Here is a 26,088-nt window from a genome sequence, read left to right as displayed (position 1 = left end):
GAAAAAGGGAAGGGAAACCTTCCCTTTTCACAGTGAAAAACACATGATGAAGCAAAAGGAGAAAAGAAAAATGAAGACCATAGCACTGGTTCATACGGTTAAGACCGTTGCGAACACGTTTGATGAGAAGATCAGAAGCCGGGCAAAAGATCCTGTGAAGATCTATAATCTGCTGGATGATTTTCTTGCGCTCCATCCCAATGAAGTGGGAGAGTTCACCATTCTAAACAAGAACAGACTGTATCATGATCTGAAAAATGCAGAGCTCACAAAAGCAGACCTCATCGTGGTCACCTGTTCCACCTTGACGCCCGTGGTGGAGGAGCTTCGTCCGCTGATCTCTGTTCCGGTCATTGCCATTGATGATGCCATGGGGAGAAAAGCGGTGCGGATGGGGAAAAATATCCTCATTCTGGCCACCGCAGGAAGCACCGTGTTGCCGACCAGAAGGAAACTGGAGAGAGAGGCACTTCTTTTGGGAAAAGAGGTGGCATTGAGCCAAAAGGTCTGTGCAAAAGCCTTTGAAGCACTGAAGACAGGAAATACCGAAATGCATGACCAGCTTCTTCGGGAGGAAGTGAAAGCCATCAAGGATGTGGACTGCATTGTACTGGCTCAGGCTTCCATGGCCCATCTTCGGGAAGAGATTGAAAAGACCACCAGAATCCCGGTTTTGGCCAGTCCAGATCTTTGCATTGAAGAGATTCTTCGGCATCTGGAGAACGAGTAATAAGACAGGTCCCACTGGTATAATTGACGGGTCCGGAACTTCTGTTCCGGGCTTCTTTTTTTGGGGTTAAGCCGGAGAACGCTTCCCCAAGGGCAAAGACATAGTAACCAATAGAAGAAGGGACAAGAAGAATTCAGTCTGATATTTTCCAAGTGCTTGCAGAAATCGAAGATTGAAGCTACAGTTAAATAAAAAGTATAGAGTAAAGTTCAAGGAGGAGAGGTATATGCAGCTTTTAAAGAAGATCAACTATAGAATCACCCTCATCGCCCTCATTATTTTGGTGCAGCTTTTATGGGGTACGCTGTTTCTGATGGATTTTGTGGGAAACCGTCAGTGGATCAGTGTGATGCTTTCTGCCCTCAGCCTATTGGTGGTCTTGTTCCTCAATATGAAGGAAGAGAATGCTTCCTATAAGATTGGATGGATCATACTCATTATGACTCTGCCCGTATTCGGTGGGTTGTTCTATCTTCTCTTTGGCAATAAGAGACCCTCAGGATTCATGAGAATGAGACTGACCAAGTCCCATGAGTCCATTCATCCTCTGCTTCCGCAAAGCAAAGGGGTTTTGGAAAAGCTGAAGTTGGAAGATGACAGAGCTCATGGCACAGCAAAGTATGTGGCAAAGAAAAATGACTATCCGATCTATGAGAAGACAGACGTGAAGTACTATCCCGTGGGGGAAGAGATGTTCTCTGATATGATCCATTCCATGGAAAAGGCAAAGCACTTCATTTATCTGGAGTACTTTATTGTGGAAGAAGGCCTCATGTGGAACCGTATGATGGAGGTTCTATCTGGAAAAGTCCAGGAAGGGGTGGATGTCCGCATGATCTATGACGATGTGGGCTCCATGTTTCTTCTGCCAAATGATTTCATAAAAAAGATGGAGGCTGCAGGCATCAAGTGTATGGCCTTCAACCGCTTCCGTCCGATATTATCTGTGGTGATGAACCACAGAAACCACCGAAAGATTCTGGTGGTGGACGGCCATACCGCCTTTACCGGCGGCATCAATCTGGCCGATGAGTACATCAATGAGAAGGTCCGTTTTGGTCACTGGAAGGATACGGGCATCCGGCTAAGAGGAGAAGCGGTGAAAAGCTTCACCCTGATGTTTCTTGAAATGTGGAATGCCTTCCGAAGTGACATAGTGGACCCGCTGTCGCTTCCTGAAGTTTTATACGCACCATCCTCCTTTACAGCAAAAGGCTATGTTCAGCCCTTCTCAGACTCTCCCCTGGATGATGAGCCTTTGGGGGAAAATGTGTATATTGAGATTCTTTCCCAGGCCAGGGACTATGTCTATATCTTTACACCGTACCTTATCATCGACAATGAACTGCAGTCTGCTCTTTGTCTGGCAGCAAAGCGAGGTGTGGATGTAAGGATTGTAACCCCAGGGATCCCTGACAAGAAACTGGTCTTTCGGATCACCAGGTCCAACTATATGCCTCTTCTGAAGGCGGGCGTAAGGATTTATGAATACAGCCCTGGATTCATCCACGCCAAAAGCTATGTCAGTGATGATGATATTGGCGTTGTGGGTACCATCAATATGGATTACCGCAGTCTTTTTCTGCATTTTGAATGCGGCGCGCTGCTTTATGGACATGAGGTGCTGAAGGATCTCAAGAAAGATGCCTTAGAGACCTTTGCGGTCAGTAAAGAGATCAGAAAAGAGGATCTGAAGGAAACGCTCTTTGCCAGAACCTTTGATGCTCTTTTACGCCTCTTTGCCATACTGTTCTAATGACCATTATTCCTGAAATCTGAGAGGAACCATGGGATTGGAGAAGTGGAGAATATGAACCGTCCTTCGTGCAATGCCTTGAAGATGACTGAAATGACAAATACGAAAAGGAGTGAACCCTTTGAAGGGAACACTCCTTTTCATTCTTTATGGGATGATACGCACTAGAATCTTTCCACGGGCATGCCTTGTGGTCAGTTCCCGGAGTCCTTCCTTCAATGCGCTGAAAGGGAGAACCTTCGAAATCATAGGGTCCACTTTCCCTGAGACTGTGAGGTCTGCAAGCTCTTCTGCCATGACACGGAGATCTTTTCTTTGCAGGTCATTTTTCGAGCTGTGGGCTCCACCCAGGGCCAGGCTGTGGATAGAGACAGCTTTTCTATAGGGATTGAAACCCGTGAGATCCGGAAGATCCACGATGGAAATGAGATGACCGTTATAGGCCAGTCTATTAAGATCCTCTTCGGCGGATTCTTTACTCACTGTATTGAGAATGAAATCTACACCGAGGGATTTTGTGATGGTCATGACCCGCTCTGTGACATCCTCGCTTTTATAGTCAATGACTTCGTCAGCTCCAAGACTCCTCACATAGGATTCATTCTCCTTGGAACAGGTGGTGATCACGTTGAGACCCAGGTTTTTCGCAATCTGAAGGGCGAAGCCGCCAACCCCGCCTGCACCTCCATGGATGAGCACCCAGTTCATATGTTTTGTGTTCACTTTCCTAGTGAGGGCCTGATAGGCGGTAAGACCTGCACAGGGAAGTGCAGCGGCGGCAGCAAAGTCCATACCATCAGGAATCTTTCCTGCTGTTAAGGCTGTGGTCACAGCATATTCTGCAAAAACACCTGGTTTAGTGTGGTCTCCATGATAAAAGACCCGATCCCCAATCTTGAAGTCAGTGACTTCCTCTCCCACAGCTTCCACTTCTCCGGCGCCATCCAGACCTGGCACAAAAGGATACACCCATTTATTATGGCCTCCAGTAAGAACTTTGTAATCCACCGGATTCAGACCTGCCACATGGATTTTCACAAGAATCTCACCATTTTTCGGCTCAGGTTTTGGCAGGTCCATGAGGGTCAGGTTCTTAAAAAGAGCCTGGACTTTCTATTGCATAGGCTTTCATTTTATCCACCTCGATCTTTTCATTGTGCCACAGGGATGACACAGTACAATTCTACAATGAGAGTATGAAGCGGTGAAGAAGAACAGGTGAAGTTTTTTTGGATTCCGATGGATTGCGTCAGTTTTGCGTAACTTCTGTTCGGAATCCTTGCTATGATAAAAGAGAAAGAGGTGGTGACAAAGAGATGAAGGAACATATTTATATTGCAGAGGATGAGAAAGAAATCAGAGAGATGGTGAAGACCTTTCTGATGAGTGAAGGCTACGAGGTATCAGATTTTTCTACAGGAGATGCACTTTTTGAAAAGTTTCTTCAGAATGAGCCGGACCTTGTGATTCTGGATGTGCTGATGCCAGGGTCCAGTGGCTTTGACATCACGAAGAAAATAAGAGAGAGAAGCACCGTACCCATCATCATCCTTACGGCCAGAGACAGCGATCTGGACTATGCTACAGGAATCAATCTTGGCAGCGATGACTACTTTACGAAACCCTTCAGTGCCATTTCATTGGTCATGCGGGTGAAAGCTATGCTAAGACGGGTGCGGCTGGACCAGGAGAATCCGAAGGGAAAAGAAGGAGAGAATCTCTCATTTGCAAGCCTCACCATACATCCAGGCACCATGGAGGTGCTTTTGGAGGGCAAAGTTTTAGAGCTTACCCCCACAGAGTTCCGGCTGCTTTCTTATCTTGTGAAAAACAGTGACCGGGCGGTATCAAGAACAGAGCTTCTGGATGAAGTCTGGGGCTACAGCATCGAAGTGGAGACGAGGGCATGTGATGATACGGTGAGAAGGCTTCGTAAAAAGCTTTCCTCCTCCAACATCCGGATTGACAATATCTGGGGCTTCGGCTTCAGAATCATGGAGGAAGAGTCATGAAAAAACTGAAAAGCTTAAAAGCCCGGGTGCTGTTTCTATTATCGGGCCTCATCCTTCTGGTGTTTCTTCTGATTTTTACTGCCTTTAATCTTCTCATCTCCAGCTATATTGAAAGCAGTGCCACAGAAGCCCTCACAAGGGTGAGAAGTGATGGGATTCCCCCTGACATGGCAGAAGATAGAGTGCGGCCTGAGAAAAAGTACCCGGAGATTCCAGGTGGTTCCACCGAACGGCTTTTTGTGACAGAGGACTATGAGGTGCTGGTGCCTGATTTTTATCCAGAGGTCACGGAATCCTCTCCCCTTTTTGAAGTTAAAACTGCAGTGGAAAAAAGAGAGATTTCTCTAGAAGAAGGGGGCGTGAAACGGCTTACCGCAGGGGAGGGTCTCTATTACTATACCGTGGTAAAGAGCAGATCTTTAACAGGGATGGACCTGTATGAGGTACATTTTATCAACATGAGCAATCTCTATGATTTTGAAAAAAACCTCTCACAAATGCTGCTCCTTATTATGTCGGTGGCCCTTCTTCTTACGGTGATCCTTGGCTATCTTCTGGCAGGCAGAATTGTAAAGCCTGTGAAGGCACTGTCGGTTTTTGCCAAAAGAATGGGAGAAGGAGACTATGACAAAATGGAATCGGAGTTTTCAGATTTGGAGCTTCATGAACTGAAAACTGTTATGAATGAGACCAGTGAAAAACTGAAAAAATATCAGGAAGACCAGAGAACGTTCTTTCAGAATGCTTCCCATGAACTGAGAACGCCTCTTCAGATCATAAAGTCCAATGCGGAAGCTCTAGAGGTGGGTCTTCTTGAGAAAGAGAAAGCCTTGCCGGTGATGAAGTGTGAAGTGGATCATTTGGGCAGTCTTGTGGAGGATATCATTCTTTTATCCAAACTGGATGCCAGAATGGAGGATTTAAAAAAAGAGAAGCTGGATCTTCGGGAGACGCTGTCCGCTTCCTCTGAGCGGTTCATGAGCCTTCTTCTGGAGAAGGGGCTCACCATCCGGTATGACTTTCCAAAGGAGCCCGTTTATTTCACCTATGAAGAAAAGACCCTTGAGAGAGCCTTTGAAAACCTTCTGTCCAATGCGGTGCGTTATGCAAGACATGAAATCTGTCTGTCGGTATCCAGGGCGGAAGGCCGCATTTTCATCCGGGTGGAGGATGATGGGGATGGCATGGCGGAGGAGACCAGAAAGAAACTGTTTGACCGGTTCTATAAAGGGAAGGATGGCCAGCATGGCATTGGACTGTCCATTGTGAAGTCCGTGATCAGCGCCTATGAAGGGCGCATTGAAGTGAAAAGCGGGAAAGACGGCACCGCATTTATTGTGATCCTGCCGGATCCTATCGAAAGTGAATATCTATAACTGCTGTTTTTTATGAAAGCTCCTTTTATATTAAGGGGCTTTTTCTTTTTTTATGTTTCAACTGCATCAGTTTTGCGTAACTTTTCGGTGAGTTTTTCGGAGATGCTCCTGGCGTAAAGAGATAGAATCAAACTGTAGAAAGGAGGAATGAAGCGATGAAAGAACCATGTTATCGACATGAACTGAAATATCTCCTCACCCCAAAAAAAGCAGAGATTTTATCCAAAAGACTGGAAAAATTCCTGCCAAGAGACCCCCATGTGAGAGGAAAAGGCTATACCATCAGGAGCCTGTATTTTGACAGTTTCAATGATGAAGCGCTTCAGGACAATCTTATGGGAGCCCCTGTCCGGGAGAAATTCAGAATCAGGCTCTATGAAGAAGACTTCACGCTGATCCGTCTGGAAAAGAAAGTAAAGCACCTGTCCCAGGGGTTTAAGGAGTCAGGTATTCTTACGCCTTTGGAAACCGGCTGGATTCTGGAGGGGCGATATGAGTTTCTCAAAGAGAAGAAGGAGAGGGTTTTTTTGGACTTCTATATGGCTCTGAGGGGAAAGCTCTTAAGGCCGAAGGTTATTGTGACCTATGACCGGGAACCGTACATGTGGAAAGCGGGGAATGTGAGAATCACCTTGGACAGGAACATCAGATTTTATAGAGAGCCTAAGAGTTTTTTGAAGAAGAATCTTTGCTGCCTGCCCGATGAGAAGGAGAAAGCGCTTCTGGAAGTGAAATACGACGGGTTTCTTCCAAGCTTTATCCCGGCCATACTTTCTGGAGAGAACCCTCTTCAGAGTGCCCATTCCAAATATGTCCTGGGCAGATTTGCTCTGGATTATTGAAATGATCAAGAAAAAGAAATGATAAAGAAATGAGGAGATCAACATGACCTTTCAAGACATTCTAAAATCCAGTTTTCTGGAAAATCTCACCACCTTTTCCTTTTTGGATGCCGCCATGGCGCTCTTTATGGCCTTTGTTGTGGGAGTTTTCATCCACACGGTGTATAAGAAGACCTTCAGTGGCGTCCTTTATAACGATGCGTTCAACACCTCCCTGGTGCTTCTCACCATGCTCACCACCTTCATCATCCTGGCGGTGACCTCCAATGTGGTGCTGTCTCTTGGAATGGTGGGTGCCCTGTCCATTGTCCGTTTTCGTACCGCCATCAAGGATCCCCTGGATCTTGTGTTTCTTTTCTGGTCCATCGGTGTGGGGATTGTCCTGGGCGCGGGGCTTCTGCCTCTGGCTCTTCTAGGGTCTTTTCTCATTGGACTTGTGCTTCTTTTCTTTGTCCGGGGACATGGGGAGCATCTGTCCTACCTCCTTCTTCTGCATGTTTCTGATGAGACCGTAGAGGTGGAGACCTTAGGAATTCTCAAGAAAGAAACGAAAAAAATGAACGTCAAGTCAAAGACCGTGCACCCTGGTGAGATAGAACTCATCTACGAGCTGCAGCTGAAAACAAAGAGCACCGCTTTCGTCAATGAGCTGGGCGCAATCAGCGGCGTAGAGGCTGTGACCCTGATGACTTGTCAGGGAGAGCTCTCCGCATAAATAGAAAAGAAAGGAAGAATGAAATTATGAATCATAATAGAAAAAAACGGAGATATGCAGGAGTTCTCCTCATGATGCTGTTACTTTTCACAGGATGCTCTGGGAAGGAGCCTCAAGAAGCACTAGAAAGTGTACAGACGCCTTCTGTGGAAGAGCAGGAGGGCCTAGATGAAGTGGATACTTCTGTGGATGCTTCTGAAAATGCGGGCATTACGGTGGAGTATTCCAAGAAGGATCTGGAGACGACCTATGATGAAACAACTGCCACAAAGATTGTATTCTCCGGGGAAGCTCTTGTCACAGGAGAAGGAGCTGAAACAGACGGTAAAAATGTCACCATTACAAAGGGAGGAACCTACCTTCTCTCCGGGACATCAGAAGATGGATCGTTATCTGTAAAGGTCACGGAGGAGGAAGATGTGGTGCTGATTCTAAACGGGCTGGATCTAACAAGCAGGTCCACCTCCGCCATTAAAATCTATGAAGCGGATAAAGTGGTTCTGACCCTTTCTTCCGGAACAAAGAACATCTTGAGAGATGCGGAGATCTATGAGGAAGAGGAACTTGCTCCCAGTGGAGCAGTCTACTCCAAAGGAGACCTCACCATCAATGGAGAAGGAGAACTTCTTGTCTATGGAAACTATGCCCATGGCATTGTCAGTAAGGACGACTTTAAGATGGTCAGTGGAGAAGTGACGGTGTATGCCAAGGAAGATGGGATCAAAGGAAAAGACCTGGTGGCAGTGAAGGATGGAAGTCTTTATATTGAGGCGGGAAGTGACGGGATCCAGTCAAGCAATGATGAAGATCCAGAAAAAGGCATCGTGCTTCTTGAAAAGGGAAGTGTCACCATTTCTTCAGGAAATGACGGGATTCAGGCAGAAACGGTGTTGGAAATCCGTGAAGGAACCTATGTCCTGACCACCGGTGGGGGCAGCAGCATCTCCAGCGCCAGTGAAAACTGGGGGAATTTTGGACTTTCGTCTCCGCTGGAAGAGGAAAGCAGTGATTCTGCAAAGGGATTGAAAGCTGGAACAGCGCTGCGCATACTTGGTGGAACCTTTGACATCAGTTCTTCTGACGATGCGGTACACGCCAATGGGAATATTCTTGTACAAAACGGAGTGCTCTCCATCTCTTCCGGGGATGACGGCATCCATGCTGATGATACCGTAGAGATTGCCGGTGGTGAAATTTATATTGAGATGAGCTATGAGGGCATTGAAGGTGCCAAGGTCATCATCGGAGACGGGAAAATCCATGTGGGGGCCAAAGACGACGGCATCAATACCGCGGGAGGCAATGACAGCTCTTCCTTAAATGGGAGACCGGGTCAGAATATGTTCTCCTCTGATGGGAGCTTTCTCTCCATAACCGGTGGAGAAATCAGAATCCAGGCAGAAGGAGATGGCATAGATGTCAATGGAGATGCAGAGATGACTGGGGGGCTGGTTTTCATTGAAGGACCGGTGAATGATGGAAACAGTGCCTTGGACTATAACGGGAGCTTTTCCATCACAGGAGGCACACTGCTGGCTCTTGGTTCCAGCGGTATGGCCATGAATGTGTCAGAGACTTCCACCCAAGGAGCTTTCCTCTTAAATGGGGAAGAGGTGGCTGCAGGTGAAACCTTGGTCATCAAAACGTCCAGTGGAGAAGAGCTCCTCTCCTATACCACGGAAAAAAACAGTGCTTCTCTGCTGTTTTCTTCAGAAGAGCTGAAACAGGGAGAAACCTATGGGGTCTATTCGGAAGGGAAAGAGCTGAGTCAGGTGTCCATGATAAGCCTTGTGACAACCATAGGCACTTCTGGTATGGCACCAGGTGGTGGAAAGAATCCTGGAGGAGGCATGATTCCAGGAGGCAGGAAGGTTCCGGGAGGTCGGCCATAAAAAAGCAGAAAAAAGGACTGGATAGATGATTTGCGTCTGTACAGTCCTTTGCTGTTTCATTGCGGTGAGGATGAAGAAAGTCAGGAACCTTTCAGAAAAAACTTGGACTTTTCTATACTTATTGCGGAGATAATAGAAGAAAGCTAAGTAAAGAATGGGTGTGAGGTGCATAAATGGAAAAGAAACTGAAACAAGTTGTGGGGATTCTGATGCTGATGACGGTGATGTTCACGGGATGGATGTTTTTTGGGGGGCCTTTTGACACGTATTATCTTCTCTGGAATCTCCTGTTAGCGTGGATTCCTCTAGGCATTGCACTGGTTCTGATAAAGGAGAGGAAGAAACAGCCGTCGGGGCTCCGGGCTCTGGGGAAAGGGTTCCTGGCGGCTTTATGGCTTTTCTTCTTTCCCAACGCCGTGTATGTGATTACGGATTTTATTCATCTGAGCCAGGAGGTTTTTTATTATCCGAACCCGTCCTATGAACCTTATTCTGGGGCAGAGCGCATCCTCTACAGCATGGAGAAACTGCCCTGGAACAATTTTTTCTCCATCTCCTATGCGGTGTTTCTGGGATGTGCTCTCAGTGCTCTTTCCTTATACCTTCTCCATGGGGAGGTGAGAAGGGCAAAGGGCAGCAGAAGAGCCTGGGGGATGGTGGCAGCTGTCCATCTTCTTAGCGGCTATGCCATCTATCTTGGCAGGTTCATCCGCTTCAACTCCTGGGATGTGGTGCTTCGGCCAATGCATCTTCTCCGGTTTGCTGTGGGAAGTTTTGATAAACAAGCACTTTCTTTTAGCCTTCAGTTTTTCCTTTTGTCTTTTTTCATCTATCTGATTTTTTATCTCTTTGCGGATCTTGGGAGAAGTGAAGAAAAAACCCAGTAGACAGGTGTTTATTCTATCGGAGGATCTGAGAAAGAAGCAGCATGCTTTTCTGTTTCTTTTCTGAGAAGAATTGTGTATGCTAAAAATAACAGGATGAAAGAGAGGTGTCGCGATGGAATACAGTAAAGTGGAAGATGAACTTATTGAAGTCTGCACATCCCTTGGAAAAGTGTCCGGTCTGGAGTTCTCTCTTCTGAATCGGGATGCAAAAACCCTCTTCAGACTGGTTCTTCGAAAAGACACGACCCTCTTGAAGTACCGTCAGCAGTATAAAAGTGATATGGTGAAAAGCACTTTCACAAGAAAAGCAGAAGAAGTGCTGGTGTACAAAGATAATCTGGGCCTTCAGTACCTGGCTGTAAGCCTCTTTTCTGAGCAGCTGCCCTATGTGGTGGTGGGGGGGCCATTTCTCAATGCCCACGTCTCGAAAGAAGAGCTTTTGGATCTTCTGGAGGAGAATGGAATTCCGATGCAGGACCAGAAATTTCTTCTGGAAGCTTATAAAACCATAAAGATTCTCAATCAGGAGGAATATCAGTCCCTTGCGAAAGTCATGGTCTGGAGCCTCACAAAGAAAAATCTGGATGCGAAAGTATACTATCACCGATCCAGGATCACAGACTTCAAAAAAATAAGGCCACGGGAGATTGAAGAGTCCTTCACGCTCATTGATGAGCGGTATCGGATCCAGAATAAAATGATGTATTATGTGAGCATCGGAGATGGAGCATCTGCAAAGAAGGTCATGAGTAAGACCGTATTTGATTTCAGCTATCGGGTACCGGAAGACCCTCTAAGAGCTTTAAAGAATCTCTATCTGACTTTTAACACCATTCTCCGCATCGCTGTGGAAAGAGCAGGGGTTCCGCCCATCAGCATCCATCAGCTGTCAGACAACATGGCCATCTACATTGAGAGGATGCAGAGCATCGAAATGGTTCAGGAGGTTTCTGACAGGCTCATTGAGGAGTATGCTGCCCTGGTTCAGAGAATGACGACCGTGGGTTATTCCAGACATATCCAAAACGCCATTCATTATCTGGAAGCGCATCTGGAGGAGAAAATCCTTCTTCAGGATGTGGCCGATTATGTCCATATCAGTGCGTCCCATCTCTCCAGACAGTTCCGGAAAGAAACGGGAATGTCCATGACGGCTTTTATCAATAAGAGAAGAGTGGACCGGGCCAAAGCCCTTCTTTCAGAAAATCAGGAAAGCGTCACAACCATAGCCTTGTCCTGCGGGTTTGAAAATCTCAATTATTTCAGTAAAATCTTTAGAGAGCAAACGGGGATGACGCCCCTACATTATCAGAAACAGCATAAAATACAGGAATAGTTAAAGACTGCATCTTATCTATAGGATAGGTTCAGTCTTTTTTGTGTTTTTGTCAATGAATTCACAAATTCTTTGATTTTTCAAAGAGGAACAGCAAGATATTTCTATAAACAACAAAATAATTGCAATAGGCAACGTTATCATTTTCTATAATAAGTTCATTGATTCACAAAGTATGAGGAGGAATGCAACTTGTTATATCCAATATCAACCCCTACCAGAACACTCATGGACCTTTCAGGCATCTGGAGGTTTTCCCTGGAGGAGAACCACGATCCGAAAAGTCCACTGTCCCATGGAGAGGTTATGGCAGTGCCAGGATCCTTCAATGAACAGGGGGTGCTGAGAAAGATCAGAAACCATGTGGGCTCTGTATGGTATGAGAAGGACTTTGAGATTTTCCATAAACTTCTTTCTGAAAGACTGGTGCTGCGTTTTGGCAGTGCGACCCATTATGCAAAGGTCTATGTCAATGGAAAGCTTGTCACAGAACATAAGGGCGGGTTCATGCCTTTTGAAGCAGAAATCAATGAATACCTGGTTTCAGGAAAGAACCGCGTTACAGTGGAAGTGAACAACATCCTGGATTACAGCACTCTACCAGTTGGAAACTACAAAGAGGAAAATGGCGTGAAGAAAAATCAGCCGAACTTTGATTTCTTCAACTATGCTGGACTCCATAGACCGGTAAAGATCTACTCCACTCCCAAGAGCTATGTGGAAGATCTTTCCATCACCTACGATGTGGAGGAAGCTCACGCAGTGGTGCACTTTTCAGAAACTGTAAAAGGAGACTTTGACAAAGTAAGGTTCCTGGTGAGAGATGAGAACCAGAAGGTGGTCTATGACGGATATGAGAAAGATGCCCTGATCCATCATGTGATCCTGTGGGAACCCTTGAAGGCCTATCTTTATGAAGTGGAAGTCCATGTGGAGAAAAACAGTGAAGTTGTGGATATCTACACGGAATCCTTCGGCATCCGAACCGTGGAAGTGAAAAACAATCAGTTCCTCATCAATGATAAGCCCTTCTACTTCAAAGGCTTCGGAAAGCATGAGGATTTCTTCGTCAACGGCCGTGGCCTCAATGAGGCACTCAATGTAACGGATTTGAACCTGATGAAGTGGCTGGGGGCAAATTCCTTCAGAACAGCGCACTATCCATATTCTGAAGAGATGATGAGACTTTGTGACAGGCAGGGTATTGTGGTCATTGATGAGACGCCTGCAGTGGGACTCATGCACGGATTTAACTTTGCACTGTTTGGTGGAGATGGGGACAAGAAGAAGACCTTTGAAGTGATGAACACCAGAGAAGCTCATGAGCAGGTGCTGAGGGAGCTTGTGGCAAGAGATAAGAATCTTGCCTGCGTTGTCATGTGGTCTGTGGCTAATGAAGCTACCACTATAGAAGAGGGAGCAGAGGAATACTTTGCACCGCTCATAAAGCTCACCAAAGAACTGGATCCACAAAAGAGACCTGTGACCCAGGTGCTCATCATGATGTCCATGCCTCATAACGATGTGGTGTCGAAACATCTGGATGTCATCTGTCTCAACCGTTATTATGGATGGTATGTGAATACAGGAGAACTGGAAGAGGCCAAGACTGCTTTAAGAAATGAACTTCTGGAGTGGAAGAGAGCTTATCCCAATACACCAGTGATGTTCACAGAATATGGTGCAGATACCGTAGCTGGATTCCATGCAGTGGATGACATTCCTTTCACAGAGGAGTATCAGGTAAGATATCTGCAGGCGAATCATGAGGTCTTTGATGAGTTTGATCATGTCATTGGAGAGCAGATGTGGAATTTTGCAGACTTTGAAACCTCTGTGGGCATCATCAGAGTCCAGGGGAACAAGAAGGGCCTTTTTACAAGGCAGAGACACCCCAAGATGGCGGCACACTCTGTGAGAGACCGCTGGATGAGTATTCCGGATTTTGGTTATAAGAACAGATAGACAAATAGAAGAACAGAAAGACTATGAAAGAACAGAAAAAAGGTTAACAAAAGAGAAAGAAGCAGAGCAGCTAAAGAGATGGTTTTTCCATCTCGCTCACTACATATTCATGCGAATAGGCGCCATTTTCATGGATAGGCAAAAAGAACGAAGCACAGTCCGTTCATTTTCAGGATTTTATAATTATATGGAGGAATTTCATGGAAAATAACAATAAAGTCACTTATAATACTGCCTCGACTGCCCAGATTGGCCTATTCGTCTTGAACAACACTGCCACCAATCTCTATATGTTTTTTATGCTGTTTGTTTCTTACTATGCCACGGGGGTGGCGGGTCTTCTGGTAGTGGCTGTCACCACCATCATGACCGCCATGAGAATTTTCGACGGTATCACCGATCCCATCATCGGATTTATCATAGATAAAACAGAGTCCAAGATTGGCAAGTTCAGACCATATATGGTACTGGGCAACGGGATTCTTGCTGTCAGCGTAGTACTTCTACATATGACCACCCATCTGGTGCCGCAAGGATTCAGACTCGTTTATTTCATTCTGGTGTACTCCGTTTACATCATTGGATACACTTTTCAGACAGCCTGCACCAAAGCGGCTCAGACCGTGCTGACCAATGATCCCAAGAAAAGACCGCTTTTCACTCTTTTTGATGGTATTTTCAATACCGTACTATTCACTGGAGGACAGTTTCTCATCTCCAATGTGCTGGTACCCAAGCACGGAGGCTTCACCATGGGATTTTTCCGTGAAATGATGGTGTATGTCATTGTGATTTCTGGAACCTTCACCGCTCTTTCCGTGATTTCTTTATGGAAAAAGGATGTGAAAGAGAACTGGGGTGTTCCATCTGATGTTCAGATTAAGTTCCGGGACTACTGGCCCATCATCAAAGGAAACAGACCCCTTCAGATGCTCATCATCTCCGCATCTACGGATAAGCTGGCAGGCACAGTGAAGCAGAATTCTGTCACGGTCATCATGCTCTATGGCATCTTACTTGGAAACTATGCCTTATCAGGGACCATGGGACTGATCATGACGCCTTTGACCATTGTATTGACTTTCATCGGCATCGGCTATGCCAGAAAACTGGGTCAGAAAAAGGCTTATGTGGTTTCTACCTGGATTTCAGTGCTGCTGGGTGTTCTCCTTCTTCTCTTCTTCGTCACTGCGGATCTTAGAAGCATCTCTCTGTCTTCTATCAATCTGGCCACGATTCTGTTTATTGTTCTGATGGTCCTACAGGGCGGTGCCATCTCCATCGGATCCAATATCGTCATCCCAATGATTGCAGACTGCTCTGACTATCAGACCTACAAAACCGGGCAGTATATTCCTGGGATGATGGGCACCATCTTCTCCTTTGTGGATAAGCTGATTTCAGCCTTCAGTGCCAGCATTGTGGGAATCATGGTCGCGACCATCGGGTTCAGGGAGCAGCTGCCTACAGCAGATACACCCTATTCCGGGCCAATTTTCTGGATGACCATGTTTTTCTTCATCGGAATGCCGATTTTGGGTTGGCTGGCTTCTCTCATAGCCATGCGATACTATGAGCTGGATGGAGAGAGAATGGTGGAGATTCAGCAGGCCATTCACGATCAAAAAGAAGCTGCAGTATAAACGTAAGATGTTTCATCTGGAGAGAGTCTTCAGTTCCAAGGGCTGAGGCTCTTTTTTTGAGCTCTTAATTAATCCATGAAATTTAATTCTATCTAGATGGGAAAAAAACCAAATCGTTAATAAAAGGTTTACATTCATCAGTTGAATCCGTTCGTTTTTTGCTCAATAATAGAGATATGAGGATTCTTTGAAATTCAAATATATTACTAAAGAATAGATAATATAGTTGATTTCAAAGAGCTTTAATATCGTATAAAAGGAGAATGAACAATGAGAAGACTGATCAATGATCCTTATGACGTGGTGGAGGAAATGCTGTCTGGGTATGTGAAGGCACACAGTGACTATGTGAAACTTCTGGAGCATGATGGAAGAGTGGTTGTGACCACAAATCCTGTACCAGGAAAAGTCGGTGTCATCATCGGAGGCGGCTCCGGACACGAACCTCTATTTTTAGGCTATGTAGGCAAGAATTTTGCAGATGCTGCTGTCATCGGCAACATCAATACTTCTCCATCACCAGAACCTTGTTATAATGCTGTAAAGGCAGTGGATCAGGGAAAAGGCTGCATTTATCTATACGGAAACTATGCAGGAGACGTGATGAATTTTGATATGGGTGCTGAAATGGCAGCCGACGATGGCATCCGTGTAGAGACAGTTCTTGTGACAGATGACGTGGTTTCTTCTGAAAATATTGAAGACAGAAGAGGAATCGCTGGGGACCTCTTTGTGTTTAAAGCTGCTGCTGCCGCTGCTGCCAAGGGCATGGACCTGGATGCTGTAGTTGCTGCTGCAAAGAAATGCAATGACAATACCCGTTCCATGGGAGTTGCGCTTTCTTCCTCCACCATTCCAGTAAAGGGTGGCACCATTTTTGATATGGAAGATGGAGACATGGAAATCGGTATGGGTATTCACGGTGAGCCTGGAGTACGTCGTGGCAAGATCGAACCTGCAGATCAGGTGGTTGATGAAATCATGGAACATATTCTGAAGGACTTCCCGCTCTCTGAAGGAGATGAAGTGTACACACTTGTAAATGGTCTTGGCGGACTGCCTCTGATGGACCAGTATATTCTTCATAATCATCTGGAAGAAGTGCTGAGAGGAAAGGGCGTTAAAGTCTACAAATCTCTCGTAGGAAATTATGCAACTTCTATGGATATGATTGGTATGGGCATCACCCTCGTCAAGGTGGACGAGGAGCTGAAGGAACTTCTGGATTATCCAGTGGATACTCCTTACATGAGCATCAGATAATATACATCCCACATGGAGGATATCCGCAGAAAAAGAGGTCCTGGCCTTTTTTGAGCGGATATCCTTCCATTTCAAAAGAAGATAATAATCCCGGAACCATGGGTTCTGGCCGGAGGAAATAGTATGGTATACAACAAGGAATTTTTCAAGAACTTTATTCTGCGTCTTATCCCTATGTTTGAGGAGCATCGTGACCATTTGTCAAAACTGGACTCCGACATCGGAGATGGAGACCATGGGGTCAACATGTCCATCGGATTCCGAGAAGTATCGAAGCAGCTGGATAAGATTTATGAGGAAACAGAAGACATCGCTTCTTTTTATAAGAAAGTCGGCATGATCATTCTTGGTAAAGTAGGTGGCGCTGCGGGTCCTCTTTACGGCAGCCTCTTTATGAAAGCCGGAGATGATGTGAAAGGCAAGAATGAGCTGAACTTTTCTGAGCTTGTGGGATTCATCGACAATGGCGTCAAAGCCATTGAAGCGAGAGGTAAAGCTGTAGTAGGGGACAAGACCATGGTGGATGCGCTCCGTCCTGCGGTGGACAAGCTGAAGGAGGCTGCAGAATCTGGCAAGGATGATCTGGAAAGCTTTGAAGCTTTTGTGGAAGAACTGAAGGCAGGTTCTGACAGAACCATTCCACTCATCGCAAAGAAGGGCAGAGCCATGAGACTGGGTGAAAGAGCCATTGGTTTCAGAGACCCTGGTTCCTTCTCTTCCTATCTCATTTATGAGGAAATGCTGAAGGAAATGAAGAATGCATAAGGAGAACACCATGAAGAGAAAACCCATCGTGGGCATGAGCCTGAAGATTTACGTGAACCGTATGGAAGAGGCGAAGACCATGGCAAAGGAGATGAAGAAGAGGCTCGGGCAGATGGAAGATCTGGATCTTTTTCTCATTCCCTCCATGGGGACGCTCTATCCGGTGGCAGAGATTCTAAAAGACTCTGTCATACGTTATGGTGTGCAGAACATTGCACCTAAAGCCCAAGGAGCTTATACAGGGGAGTTCTCCATTGAGAGTGCGGAAGATCTTTCCTGCTCTTTGGTGGAGCTTGGACATGCGGAACGAAAAGCTCTTTTTCAGGAGACACCGGAAATGATCAATGAGAAGGTGCACCTGACCCTACAATACAATATGTGGCCCATCGTCTGTATCGGAGAACGGGAAAAGGGTGAAGGAAGAAAAGAAGCGCTGAAGAACCAGATTCTTTCTTATCTGAATGACGTCTCCCCGGAAAGATTTAGAGATCTCATTCTAGCCTATGAACCGGAGTGGGCCATTGGTCAGCCGGAGCCTGCAGAGGCTTCCTATGTGCACGGCTCCATGTTCATCATCCGGGACATTGTCCGGGAGCACTTTGGTGAGACGGCAAGCTCAGCCGTACGGCTCATCTACGGCGGCTCTGCAAAGAAAGAGACAGCCATGGAAATAGCACAGTCAGAAGATGTGGATGGTCTATTCATCGGCAGGTTTGGACATGACATGGACAACCTGGAAGCCATCATAAGGAACGTAAGAAAAGCAAAGGAAGGTGGAATGTAGTATGAAAATCGCCATTGGTTGCGATGAAATGGGATATGAATTGAAACAGCATATCCTTACGGTATTGAAAGACAACGGGTATGAGTATGAGGATTTTGGTTCCTTTGAGGGAGAAAAAATTCTCTATCCCAATATTGCAGAGAAGGTTGCCAAGGAAGTGGCATCAAAAAACTTTGACCGGGGCATCATCATCTGTGGAACGGGCATTGGCGTGGCCATCACAGCCAACAAAGTTCACGGCATCAGAGCGGCTCAAGTGGCTGATGTGTACTCTGCAGAAAGAGCCGCGAAAAGCAATGATGCCAACATCATCACCATGGGTGGACTCACCATGGGGAAAGCCCATGCAGAAATGCTGACGCTGGCATATCTTCAGAGCGAGTTCCAGGGAGGAAGGTCTCTTCCTAAAGTGGACCGTATGAAGGAAATTGACGACCAGTACAGAGGAGAATAGTATTGGTGAAATCAGCACTCAATAGAAGAGTGCTGATTTTTATGTTGTGTACACAGTATAAAGTCACTTGTTCTTCTTTTTTCAGAGTGCTACAATGAGGTCAAATATACAGCGGTGTATCGTATAAAGAATAGGGATGATGGATCTCTATCGACTGACGCTTCAGGACGACAGCAGGGCAAGATGACCCTGCGTGAAAGAAAGGAAGAGTGGTCATGAACAAGAAGTCTTTACTCATCCGTTGGCTGAGTGTTCTCATGGTGTCGTTGCTGTTTGCCCTGTTTGTTGGTTGCAGTTCCAAGGAGGAGCCTTCTGTACCCGGTGAAACCCCGCCTGCAGAAGAAGGAGAAGAAGAGGAAGAGACCCCGGAAGAGACCCCTGGGGAGGAGAACCCTTCCGAAGAAAACACTCTTAGTGCGGAAGAACTGAAAGAGCTTTTTGGCAGTGGAAAAGATATGGCGGAAATCTATTATGAAATGAACGTCACCGGCATGGGCAGCGAGAACACCATCAGCCGCATGTATATGAAAGGCAGCAAAATGAGAGCAGAGAGCGAAGTCATGGGGCAGACTTTTGTGATGATTCATGGAGAAGATGCACTGTATATCCTGGATGACTCCAGTAAAACGGCCATGAAAATGCCTCTGGGGGAAAATGCCGAGGGAGAGCAGGAGACGTTCACCATGGACGATTTCACCAGTGATGTGGATGAAACAGACATGACCTATGTGGGAAAAGAAACGTTAAACGGAGTTTCCTGCCATGTGGTGGAGAGCACAAAGCTTGAAGAGGGCTATCACGTGAAAATGTGGCTCCATGAAGAGTATGGATTTCCCATGAAGATGGAATCCCATAACAAAGACGGCTCTGAAGCCTTTGTCATGGAAGTGACGGATTTCAAAGTGGGAGATCTTTCTGATGCTCTGTTTGAAGTGCCGGAAGGCTATGAAATCGTGGATATGGGAAATCTCATTCCCTCTGTTCCATAAGGCTTGAGATGGTCCATAGACAAAATATGACAATTCTTACCGGCAGTGGAAAATCTGCCGGTTTTTTCGCACGGATTTCCAGAAAAGTGCTATGATGAATGTAAGAAATGAAGCAAGGAGGTGCAGGTATGAAGAAAATTAAAGTGCTCAGTCTTATGTTGTCGAGCCTCGTTCTTTTTTCCTGCACCCAGAATCCTTTTTTCTCTAAAGAAGAGAGTGTAAAGGAGCATCCTGAAGTCCAAAAGGTGGAGAAGGTTCCGGAAAATGAAGTGATGGAGCCCGTATCAGATCATACCTCTTTATCATCCAGAAGGAACACGGCTGAATCACCAGAGGAGAGTGTAAAAAGAAAAGAGGAACCTCTCACCTTCATAAAGCATCACCAGGTGTTCTTTATGAAAATGACAGGAAATCTTCGCCAAGGTCCCGGGATTCAGTATGAGATTCTTCAAGTGATCTATGAAGGGGAAAAGATTGAAACTCTGGAAAAAGTCAGCAACGGGTGGTACAAAGTCCAATACGGAAGTGAGGAAGGGTATCTCAGTGGCATTCTTCTTACGGAAGAAGAACCTCTTGAGATCTCGAAAGAAACAACTGCACCGGTGAAAGAACCTGTAGAAACCCCTTCAGAGAAGAGCCCATCAGAGCAAGCTTTGGAGACTGCCTCGAAGCCTCAGGAACAGTCACCAGGGGAAGAAACAGGGAAAAGTTCTGGTGAGACTTCTCCGCTGAGCACAGAAAAAACTTTAGCCAGCGATGAAGTGAGGCTTCAAGATGCGACGATGAAGCACCAGAGGGAAGTGCGGCATATTGGACTGCGTGTCAACGCCATAGAAGTTCCCGATGATACCCATCCGTATGGCACCATTTTGGAGATGGTGTCAAAGCCAGGCATTTATAAGAAGGGGGAAACCATTGACATAAAGATTGCGGTGGCATCGGATAAAAAAGCATACTTCAGCACAGCAGATAAAAGTCTTCCGCAAAACTACAAATCTGTTGTCCATAAGAATCTGGAAGAAGAGATTCTAAAACTTCTGAATGCCTACAGAAGAGAAAATGGACTCAAAGAGCTGATTCTGAAAGAGGATCTCATGAGTTCAGCCAGATATAAGAGTGAGTCCATGTTGCAGCATGATTACTTTGCTCACTATAATCCGCACTTGGAGTATATTTCCTTTGGAGACCTTATGAACTTCATTTTCGGCTATACCCATTACACCAAAAAAGGTGAGAATCTTTTTGCCAATATGGGCACTGAGGCTGTATCTGCCCAAGTGATTTTTGAGGGATGGAAGAATTCACCTTCTCATAACAAGGCCATGCTGGATCCGGAGTATATCTTTGTCGGAGTTGGCGTCATCACAGCTCCAGTCAGCGGGACTTTCTATGGTGGGAAATATGTGACGCTGGCCACCCAACATTTTGGGAAGTAAGCCTATTCTTAATGGATAAAGAGTGAGTGGAAGAACAGAAAGAGGAAAGAAGATACTTTCCTACAGGCAATATAATAAAGGAGCAGGAAGTGATGTATGAATCTTTGTGTGATTGATATTGGAGGATCCAGTGTAAAGTATGGTCTTTATGGAGAGAATGGATTGGGTCATAAGGGATCTTTTAAAACCCCGGATACTTATCCATTAATGAAAGAAGAGCTGTTTCGGGTATTGTCCGAAATGAAAAAAGAAACAGAAATTTCAGGTGCAGCCATCAGTGCCCCAGGTGCGGTGGATAGTAATCAGGGGTATATTGGTGGACTCAGTGCCGTACCTTATATCCATCATTTCAATATTATCGAGGACTTGGAGAGTTTTTTAGGTATACCCGTAAGCATCGAAAATGATGCCAACTGTGCAGCTTTAGCTGAGCTTTATGAAGGAGCGGCAAGGGATGTAAATGACGTCCTCTTTATGGTCATTGGATCGGGTATTGGGGGAGCTGTGATCATGGACAGAAAGCTGTATAAAGGAAGGAATCTCTTCGGTGGCGAGTTTGGGTACATGCTTCTCACAGAAAAAGACAGTTTGAGCTCGTTGGGAAGCCCTGTCCATATGGCGAGAAGATACAGTGAAGAGACCGGGGTAGAGGTGGAAGGCAGTGAAGTGTTTCTGCGGGCGGAAGATGGAGATCCAGTGGCAGTGAAGCATGTGGAAAGCCTGATTGATGGCCTTGCAAGAGGAATCTTCAATCTGTCCTGCACATTCAATCCGGATCGAATTGTCATTGGCGGAGGAATATCCAGAAGAGAGGATTTGATCCCAAGGCTGCTGGAAAGAACCAAGTGGTATTTAAGCGGAAAAGGAGCAGAAGGTCTTGAGGTGGATCTGGTCCCCTGCACCTTCAGAAGTGAAGCCAATCTGATTGGGGCAGCCATCCATTTCAGAGAATCCAGGAAATAGTGACTTATTTGGAGAGCAGAGAAACCGCCTGCTCTCTTTTTGCGGGAAGGTTTCTCTTTGAACCTTAGAACGACTTACTAGGAGGTCTCTATGAAAATTCTTCCGATATCCTTGGTACTCAAAAAAATGGTTTTGAGGTACAATAGGACTTGAGAATATTTTATGGGGGCGATTCCGCTTTGATCATGGATCTTGAAATTATACGAAGTGTTATATTGAATATTGGTTTATTGGTGATTCTGGCACTGCTTCTGACCCAGTTTTCCATCACCAAACGGTTTATCACGGGAGAGAAGAAGACGCTGAGTGAACAGGTTTTTCTCATGGCCCTCTTTGGCGTCATGGGGATTGTCTCTACCATCACAGGTTATGAGGTCTCTGGAGCCATTGCAAACACTAGAGTCATCAGTGTCATGGCAGGGGGACTCATCGGTGGACCTGTGGTGGGCATCGGAGCGTCTGTAATTGCAGGGCTTCACCGCTACTTCAGCGATGTGGGGGGACTCACAGCCCTTTCCTGCGCCATTTCTACCATGGCGGAAGGGGTACTTTCTGCTTTTTTCTATACGAGAATCAAGGCCAAAGGCTACCAGGAGTCTCATGTGTTTCTTCTGACCTTTGCGGCGGAGCTTCTGCAGATGGCGCTGATCCTTCTCATCGCTCGGCCTTTTGATATGGCATATACGCTGGTTCGCGCAATCTTTGTGCCCATGGTCATGTTCAACTCCGTGGGTATGGTATTTTTTATGAGCATCTTTAAGAGCATCTTCACAGAGCAGGCCTATGAGATCGGGAAAAACACCACCATGACCTTTGAGATCACGAGAAAGTGTCTGCCGTATCTTGCCAAAGGCACCTATGACAAAGAGAGCCTTTTTGAGATTGCCAAAACCATTGTGACCCACTCGGGTCATCAGGCCGCTGTGTTCACCCAGGGAGAGAAGCTGCTGACAACCTATGGGGAACTGAACCAGAAGGATCTTATGGTTCTGGAGGCCTTTGCCAAGAAAATATATGAAGAGAAGTCCAGCTTTCTCTATGAAAGCTCAGGGACTGCAGGAAAGAGAGAGCTTTTTGGAAAAAGTAAAGTCTATATGGGATCTCCGATCTTCAAAAATCGGGAAACCCTAGGAACACTCATTGTGGTGAGCAGTAAATCCGGTTTCAGTATCCCCACGGGCAAAGAGTTTGTAGAGGGACTGACCCAGTTTTTCTCTGTGCAGTATGACCTGGCAGAACTGGACCATCAGAAGGCACTCCTTCATAAAGTGGAGTACCGGGCACTGCAGTCCCAAATCAATCCGCACTTCATATTCAACTCTCTGAACACCATTTCTGCATTTACCAGAGAAAAACCGGAAAAAGCAAGAGATCTCCTCATTGCCCTGGCAGCCTATTTCAGAAACAGCATCAAGACCAAAGATGGCTTTGTGAGTATTTATGAGGAGCTGGAATATGTCAACGCATATCTGGAGCTTGAAAAAGCAAGGTTTGAGGACCGTCTGGAAGTGAAGCTCAACATTGAGAGTGATCTCAAGATGAAGGTGCCATGCCTCATCCTTCAGCCCATAGTAGAAAATGCCATTTTACATGGAGCCATGAAAAGAAAGAAGGGAATTGTCCATATCTCTGTGGAGAGTATTGGAGAGGATGTGGAAATCTCTATTGAAGACAATGGACAGGGAATCCCAGAGAAAGTGCTTGCAGCACTGAAAGAAGGGGAGACAAAGGAATTCTCCATTGGACTGTTCAATGTGGAAAAGAGGCTTCGTTATCTCTATGGAAGAGACCGTGGGCTGAAGATCCAAACGGGGGAAGAGGGGACCAGGGTCATCATCACACTCCCCAAAGTAATGGAAACTGAGTATCAGCCAGTATTTGCATAAGGAAGGTTGAAAAATTATGAAAATAGCCATCATTGATGATGAAAAACCAGCAAGAAGTGAACTGAAGTATCTCGTTGGTCTTTATGAGGAAGAAGCGGAGTTCACTGAAATCTCTTCTGGAGAAGAAGCTCTTGAAGTGCTGAAGAAAGAGAATTTTGATCTACTTCTCATAGATATGAACCTTGGAGATATCAGTGGCTCTGCACTGGCGTACATGGCCAGGAAGAAAATGCCGGAGTCAGAAATAGTCTTTGCCACAGCTCTCAGCACCTATGCGGAAAAGGCTTTTGAAGTGGAAGCGCTTTATTATCTCCTGAAGCCTTTTTCGGGAGAAAAAGTAAAACAGATGCTGGAGCGGTATCATGTGAAAAAAGACAAAAAAGAGGAAGAGGAAGAGGAAGAGCCGAAGCGAAAATCTTTTCAGAAGATTCCTGTGACTTTAGAAAAGAAAACGCTGATGGTGGATCTTTCAGAAGTGATCTATATTGAATCCCAAAACAGAGTCTGTGTCATTCACACGAAGAATGGAGATTTTGAAGATCACAATACACTGAATTACTATGAGGAGCGTTTAAAAGACAAGGGGTTTTTCAGGATCCAAAAGAGCTACATCGTCAATCTCCGCTATGTTTCCGAGATTGCTCCGTGGTTTCATGGTACGTACTCTGTGAAGCTCACAGGACTGAAAGATGTAGTTTTACCAGTGAGCAGAAAGATCATCAAGGAGCTAAGAGAAGAACTTTGCATTTGACACCAGATTTTTTGCATTTCACCCGCTGATAATGATAACCTTTACAGAAAACGGATTTTAAAATGAAACAAAGTGATACCATGAGAATCAAGGAAATGTCTTTAAGGCCTATAAAGACATTTGAACTAGGATGAAGGAGGATTTATTCATGGTATCATTTTTTATTTGTCTCTTTATTCTCATCGCTGGTTATGCGCTCTACGGCAGGTATGTGGAACGGCAGTTCGGACCTGATGATAGAGTAACGCCTGCGGTAGCATTGGCGGACGGCTCTGACTATGTAGTAATGCCTATGTGGCGTGTGTTTCTTGTTCAGCTGCTGAACATTGCAGGTCTTGGACCAATCTTCGGTGCCATTGCAGGTGCTTTATGGGGACCATCCGTATTTTTATGGATCACCTTCGGTACGATCTTTGCAGGCGGTGTCCATGACTATCTCACTGGAATGATTTCCATGAGACATGAAGGAAAGAGCATTGGAGAGCTTGTGGGAATATACCTCGGAACCGGCATGATGCAGGTCATGAGAGTGTTCTCAGTAGTGCTTCTTGTACTGGTTGGTGTAGCTTTCTCCACAGGACCAGCAGCGCTTCTTGCTATGCTGACACCAGACAGTCTGGATAAAGTATTCTGGCTGGTAGTAATTCTCATTTACTACTTTATTGCGACATTTGTTCCAATTGATAAGATCATTGGTAAAATCTATCCAATTTTTGGCTTAAGCCTGATTTTTATGGCCCTTGGAGTTATTGGCGGAATCCTTTTCCAAGGATACCATATTCCAGAAATCACCTTATCCAATCTGCACCCAAAGGGTACAGCAATTTGGCCAATGATGTTCGTATCTGTAGCATGCGGTGCCATCTCCGGATTCCATGCAACCCAGTCACCTATTATGGCTAGATGTATGAACACAGAGAAAGACGGAAGAAAGATATTCTACGGAGCCATGGTGGCTGAAGGTGTTATTGCTCTTATCTGGGCTGCTGCTGGTGTAGCATTCTATGAAACCACAGGCGGACTTCAGGCGGCTTTAACAGAGCTTGGCGGTCAGGGACCTGTTGTGTATGAAATCACCTCCACACTCCTCGGACCTGTTGGTGCAGTTATTGCGATGATCGGCGTTATTGCCTGCCCAATCTCCTCTGGAGACACAGCTTTCAGAAGCGCTAGACTGGTTATTGCAGACTGGTTTGGTATTGATCAGAAAGACACCAAGAAGAGATTCCTTCTGACACTTCCAATTCTTGGAGTTGGTGCAGTCCTGACACAGATGGATGTGCAGATGATCTGGAGATACTTCTCCTGGAGCAACCAGACCTTAGCCATGATGGCATTATGGCTGGCTGCCATGTATCTGTACAGAAACGCAAAGAATTTCTGGCTGGCTGCAATTCCTGGAACCTTCATGTCTGCTGTAAGTATGACTTATATTCTGATGGCTCCAGAAGGCTTCAAGCTCAGCACTTCCATTGCTTACCCAGTAGGTATCGTGTTTGCACTGGGATGCCTCGGACTTTTCTTGAAGGCCAGTGTGCTGAAGAAAGACCAGAAGGCTGATAAAGCTGCATAAATCATCGTTATCCATTAGTTTTCCATAGCAAAAGACCTGCTTACTCATGAAGGGAGTCCTTCATGGAAGC

At 45.8% G+C, this 26,088-nt stretch carries 22 protein-coding genes; 21 read left to right on the top strand and 1 reads right to left on the bottom strand.

The window, feature by feature from the left end; all coding sequences use genetic code 11:
- The first annotated feature begins 70 nt into the window (after positions 1-70).
- Positions 71-730: an aspartate/glutamate racemase family protein gene (locus BM243_RS08485; protein ID WP_074911940.1), complete on the top strand. Its 660-nt coding sequence runs from the start codon at positions 71-73 to the stop codon at positions 728-730.
- A 226-nt stretch (positions 731-956) separates the two neighbouring features.
- Positions 957-2,486, top strand: coding sequence for a cardiolipin synthase (gene cls / locus BM243_RS08480; RefSeq protein ID WP_074911939.1), 1,530 nt, complete (start codon positions 957-959; stop codon positions 2,484-2,486).
- 147 nt (positions 2,487-2,633) lie between these two features.
- Here cls and BM243_RS08475 read toward each other — a convergent pair whose 3' ends face one another.
- Positions 2,634-3,566 (bottom strand): zinc-binding dehydrogenase, encoded by a 933-nt coding sequence (locus BM243_RS08475; RefSeq protein ID WP_074911938.1) that lies wholly within the window; start codon positions 3,564-3,566, stop codon positions 2,634-2,636.
- A 236-nt stretch (positions 3,567-3,802) separates the two neighbouring features.
- Here BM243_RS08475 and BM243_RS08470 point away from each other — a divergent pair, with 236 nt between their 5' ends.
- The 19 genes from BM243_RS08470 (at position 3,803) to BM243_RS08375 (ending at position 26,018) form a co-directional block, all read left to right on the top strand.
- Positions 3,803-4,498 carry a response regulator transcription factor gene (locus tag BM243_RS08470; protein WP_074911971.1) on the top strand — a complete coding sequence of 232 codons (696 nt, stop codon included), beginning with the start codon at positions 3,803-3,805 and terminating at the stop codon, positions 4,496-4,498.
- Entirely contained in the window at positions 4,495-5,874 is a 1,380-nt protein-coding gene (locus BM243_RS08465) for a sensor histidine kinase (RefSeq protein ID WP_074911937.1), read from the top strand. Before BM243_RS08470 ends, BM243_RS08465 begins: the two co-directional genes overlap by 4 nt.
- A 155-nt stretch (positions 5,875-6,029) precedes the next feature.
- Complete coding sequence (locus BM243_RS08460; RefSeq protein ID WP_074911936.1) at positions 6,030-6,716, top strand: polyphosphate polymerase domain-containing protein; 687 nt, start codon at positions 6,030-6,032, stop codon at positions 6,714-6,716.
- Positions 6,717-6,759: 43 nt separating this feature from the next.
- Complete coding sequence (locus BM243_RS08455; RefSeq protein WP_074911935.1) at positions 6,760-7,431, top strand: DUF4956 domain-containing protein; 672 nt, start codon at positions 6,760-6,762, stop codon at positions 7,429-7,431.
- Between the two features lie 71 nt (positions 7,432-7,502).
- Positions 7,503-9,323, top strand: coding sequence for a carbohydrate-binding domain-containing protein (locus tag BM243_RS08450; protein WP_177213490.1), 1,821 nt, complete (start codon positions 7,503-7,505; stop codon positions 9,321-9,323).
- A gap of 173 nt (positions 9,324-9,496) precedes the next feature.
- The gene (locus BM243_RS08445; protein WP_074911933.1) at positions 9,497-10,210 is read left to right on the top strand and encodes a DUF1361 domain-containing protein; all 714 of its coding nucleotides are present in this window, start codon (positions 9,497-9,499) and stop codon (positions 10,208-10,210) included.
- A gap of 112 nt (positions 10,211-10,322) precedes the next feature.
- Positions 10,323-11,546 carry a helix-turn-helix domain-containing protein gene (locus BM243_RS08440; RefSeq protein ID WP_074911932.1) on the top strand — a complete coding sequence of 408 codons (1,224 nt, stop codon included), beginning with the start codon at positions 10,323-10,325 and terminating at the stop codon, positions 11,544-11,546.
- 192 nt (positions 11,547-11,738) lie between these two features.
- Positions 11,739-13,511 (top strand): beta-glucuronidase, encoded by a 1,773-nt coding sequence (uidA, locus tag BM243_RS08435; RefSeq protein ID WP_074911931.1) that lies wholly within the window; start codon positions 11,739-11,741, stop codon positions 13,509-13,511.
- A gap of 200 nt (positions 13,512-13,711) precedes the next feature.
- Entirely contained in the window at positions 13,712-15,154 is a 1,443-nt protein-coding gene (locus tag BM243_RS08425; RefSeq protein WP_074911929.1) for an MFS transporter, read from the top strand.
- A gap of 270 nt (positions 15,155-15,424) precedes the next feature.
- Positions 15,425-16,417: a dihydroxyacetone kinase subunit DhaK gene (locus BM243_RS08420; protein WP_074911928.1), complete on the top strand. Its 993-nt coding sequence runs from the start codon at positions 15,425-15,427 to the stop codon at positions 16,415-16,417.
- Positions 16,418-16,540: 123 nt separating this feature from the next.
- The gene (gene dhaL / locus BM243_RS08415; protein ID WP_074911927.1) at positions 16,541-17,182 is read left to right on the top strand and encodes a dihydroxyacetone kinase subunit DhaL; all 642 of its coding nucleotides are present in this window, start codon (positions 16,541-16,543) and stop codon (positions 17,180-17,182) included.
- A gap of 10 nt (positions 17,183-17,192) precedes the next feature.
- Positions 17,193-17,966, top strand: a complete 774-nt coding sequence (locus tag BM243_RS08410) for a triose-phosphate isomerase family protein (RefSeq protein ID WP_074911970.1) — start codon at positions 17,193-17,195, stop codon at positions 17,964-17,966.
- A 1-nt stretch (position 17,967) separates the two neighbouring features.
- Entirely contained in the window at positions 17,968-18,420 is a 453-nt protein-coding gene (locus BM243_RS08405; protein WP_074911926.1) for an RpiB/LacA/LacB family sugar-phosphate isomerase, read from the top strand.
- Positions 18,421-18,635: 215 nt separating this feature from the next.
- A complete protein-coding gene (locus tag BM243_RS08400; RefSeq protein ID WP_074911925.1) occupies positions 18,636-19,409 on the top strand; it encodes a DUF4412 domain-containing protein in 774 nt (257 codons plus the stop codon).
- Positions 19,410-19,537: 128 nt separating this feature from the next.
- Complete coding sequence (locus BM243_RS08395; RefSeq protein ID WP_074911924.1) at positions 19,538-20,845, top strand: SH3 domain-containing protein; 1,308 nt, start codon at positions 19,538-19,540, stop codon at positions 20,843-20,845.
- Positions 20,846-20,941: 96 nt separating this feature from the next.
- Positions 20,942-21,808 (top strand): ROK family protein, encoded by an 867-nt coding sequence (locus BM243_RS08390; protein ID WP_074911923.1) that lies wholly within the window; start codon positions 20,942-20,944, stop codon positions 21,806-21,808.
- 215 nt (positions 21,809-22,023) lie between these two features.
- Positions 22,024-23,694, top strand: coding sequence for a LytS/YhcK type 5TM receptor domain-containing protein (locus BM243_RS08385; protein WP_177213489.1), 1,671 nt, complete (start codon positions 22,024-22,026; stop codon positions 23,692-23,694).
- Positions 23,695-23,710: 16 nt separating this feature from the next.
- Positions 23,711-24,445 carry a LytR/AlgR family response regulator transcription factor gene (locus tag BM243_RS08380; protein WP_074911921.1) on the top strand — a complete coding sequence of 245 codons (735 nt, stop codon included), beginning with the start codon at positions 23,711-23,713 and terminating at the stop codon, positions 24,443-24,445.
- A 148-nt stretch (positions 24,446-24,593) separates the two neighbouring features.
- Entirely contained in the window at positions 24,594-26,018 is a 1,425-nt protein-coding gene (locus tag BM243_RS08375; RefSeq protein ID WP_074911920.1) for a carbon starvation CstA family protein, read from the top strand.
- The last annotated feature ends 70 nt before the right edge of the window (positions 26,019-26,088 follow it).

This window comes from Proteiniclasticum ruminis, assembly GCF_900115135.1.
GTDB classification, from domain to species: domain Bacteria; phylum Bacillota; class Clostridia; order Clostridiales; family Clostridiaceae; genus Proteiniclasticum; species Proteiniclasticum ruminis_A.
This window is presented reverse-complemented; position numbering and strand designations above follow the sequence as displayed.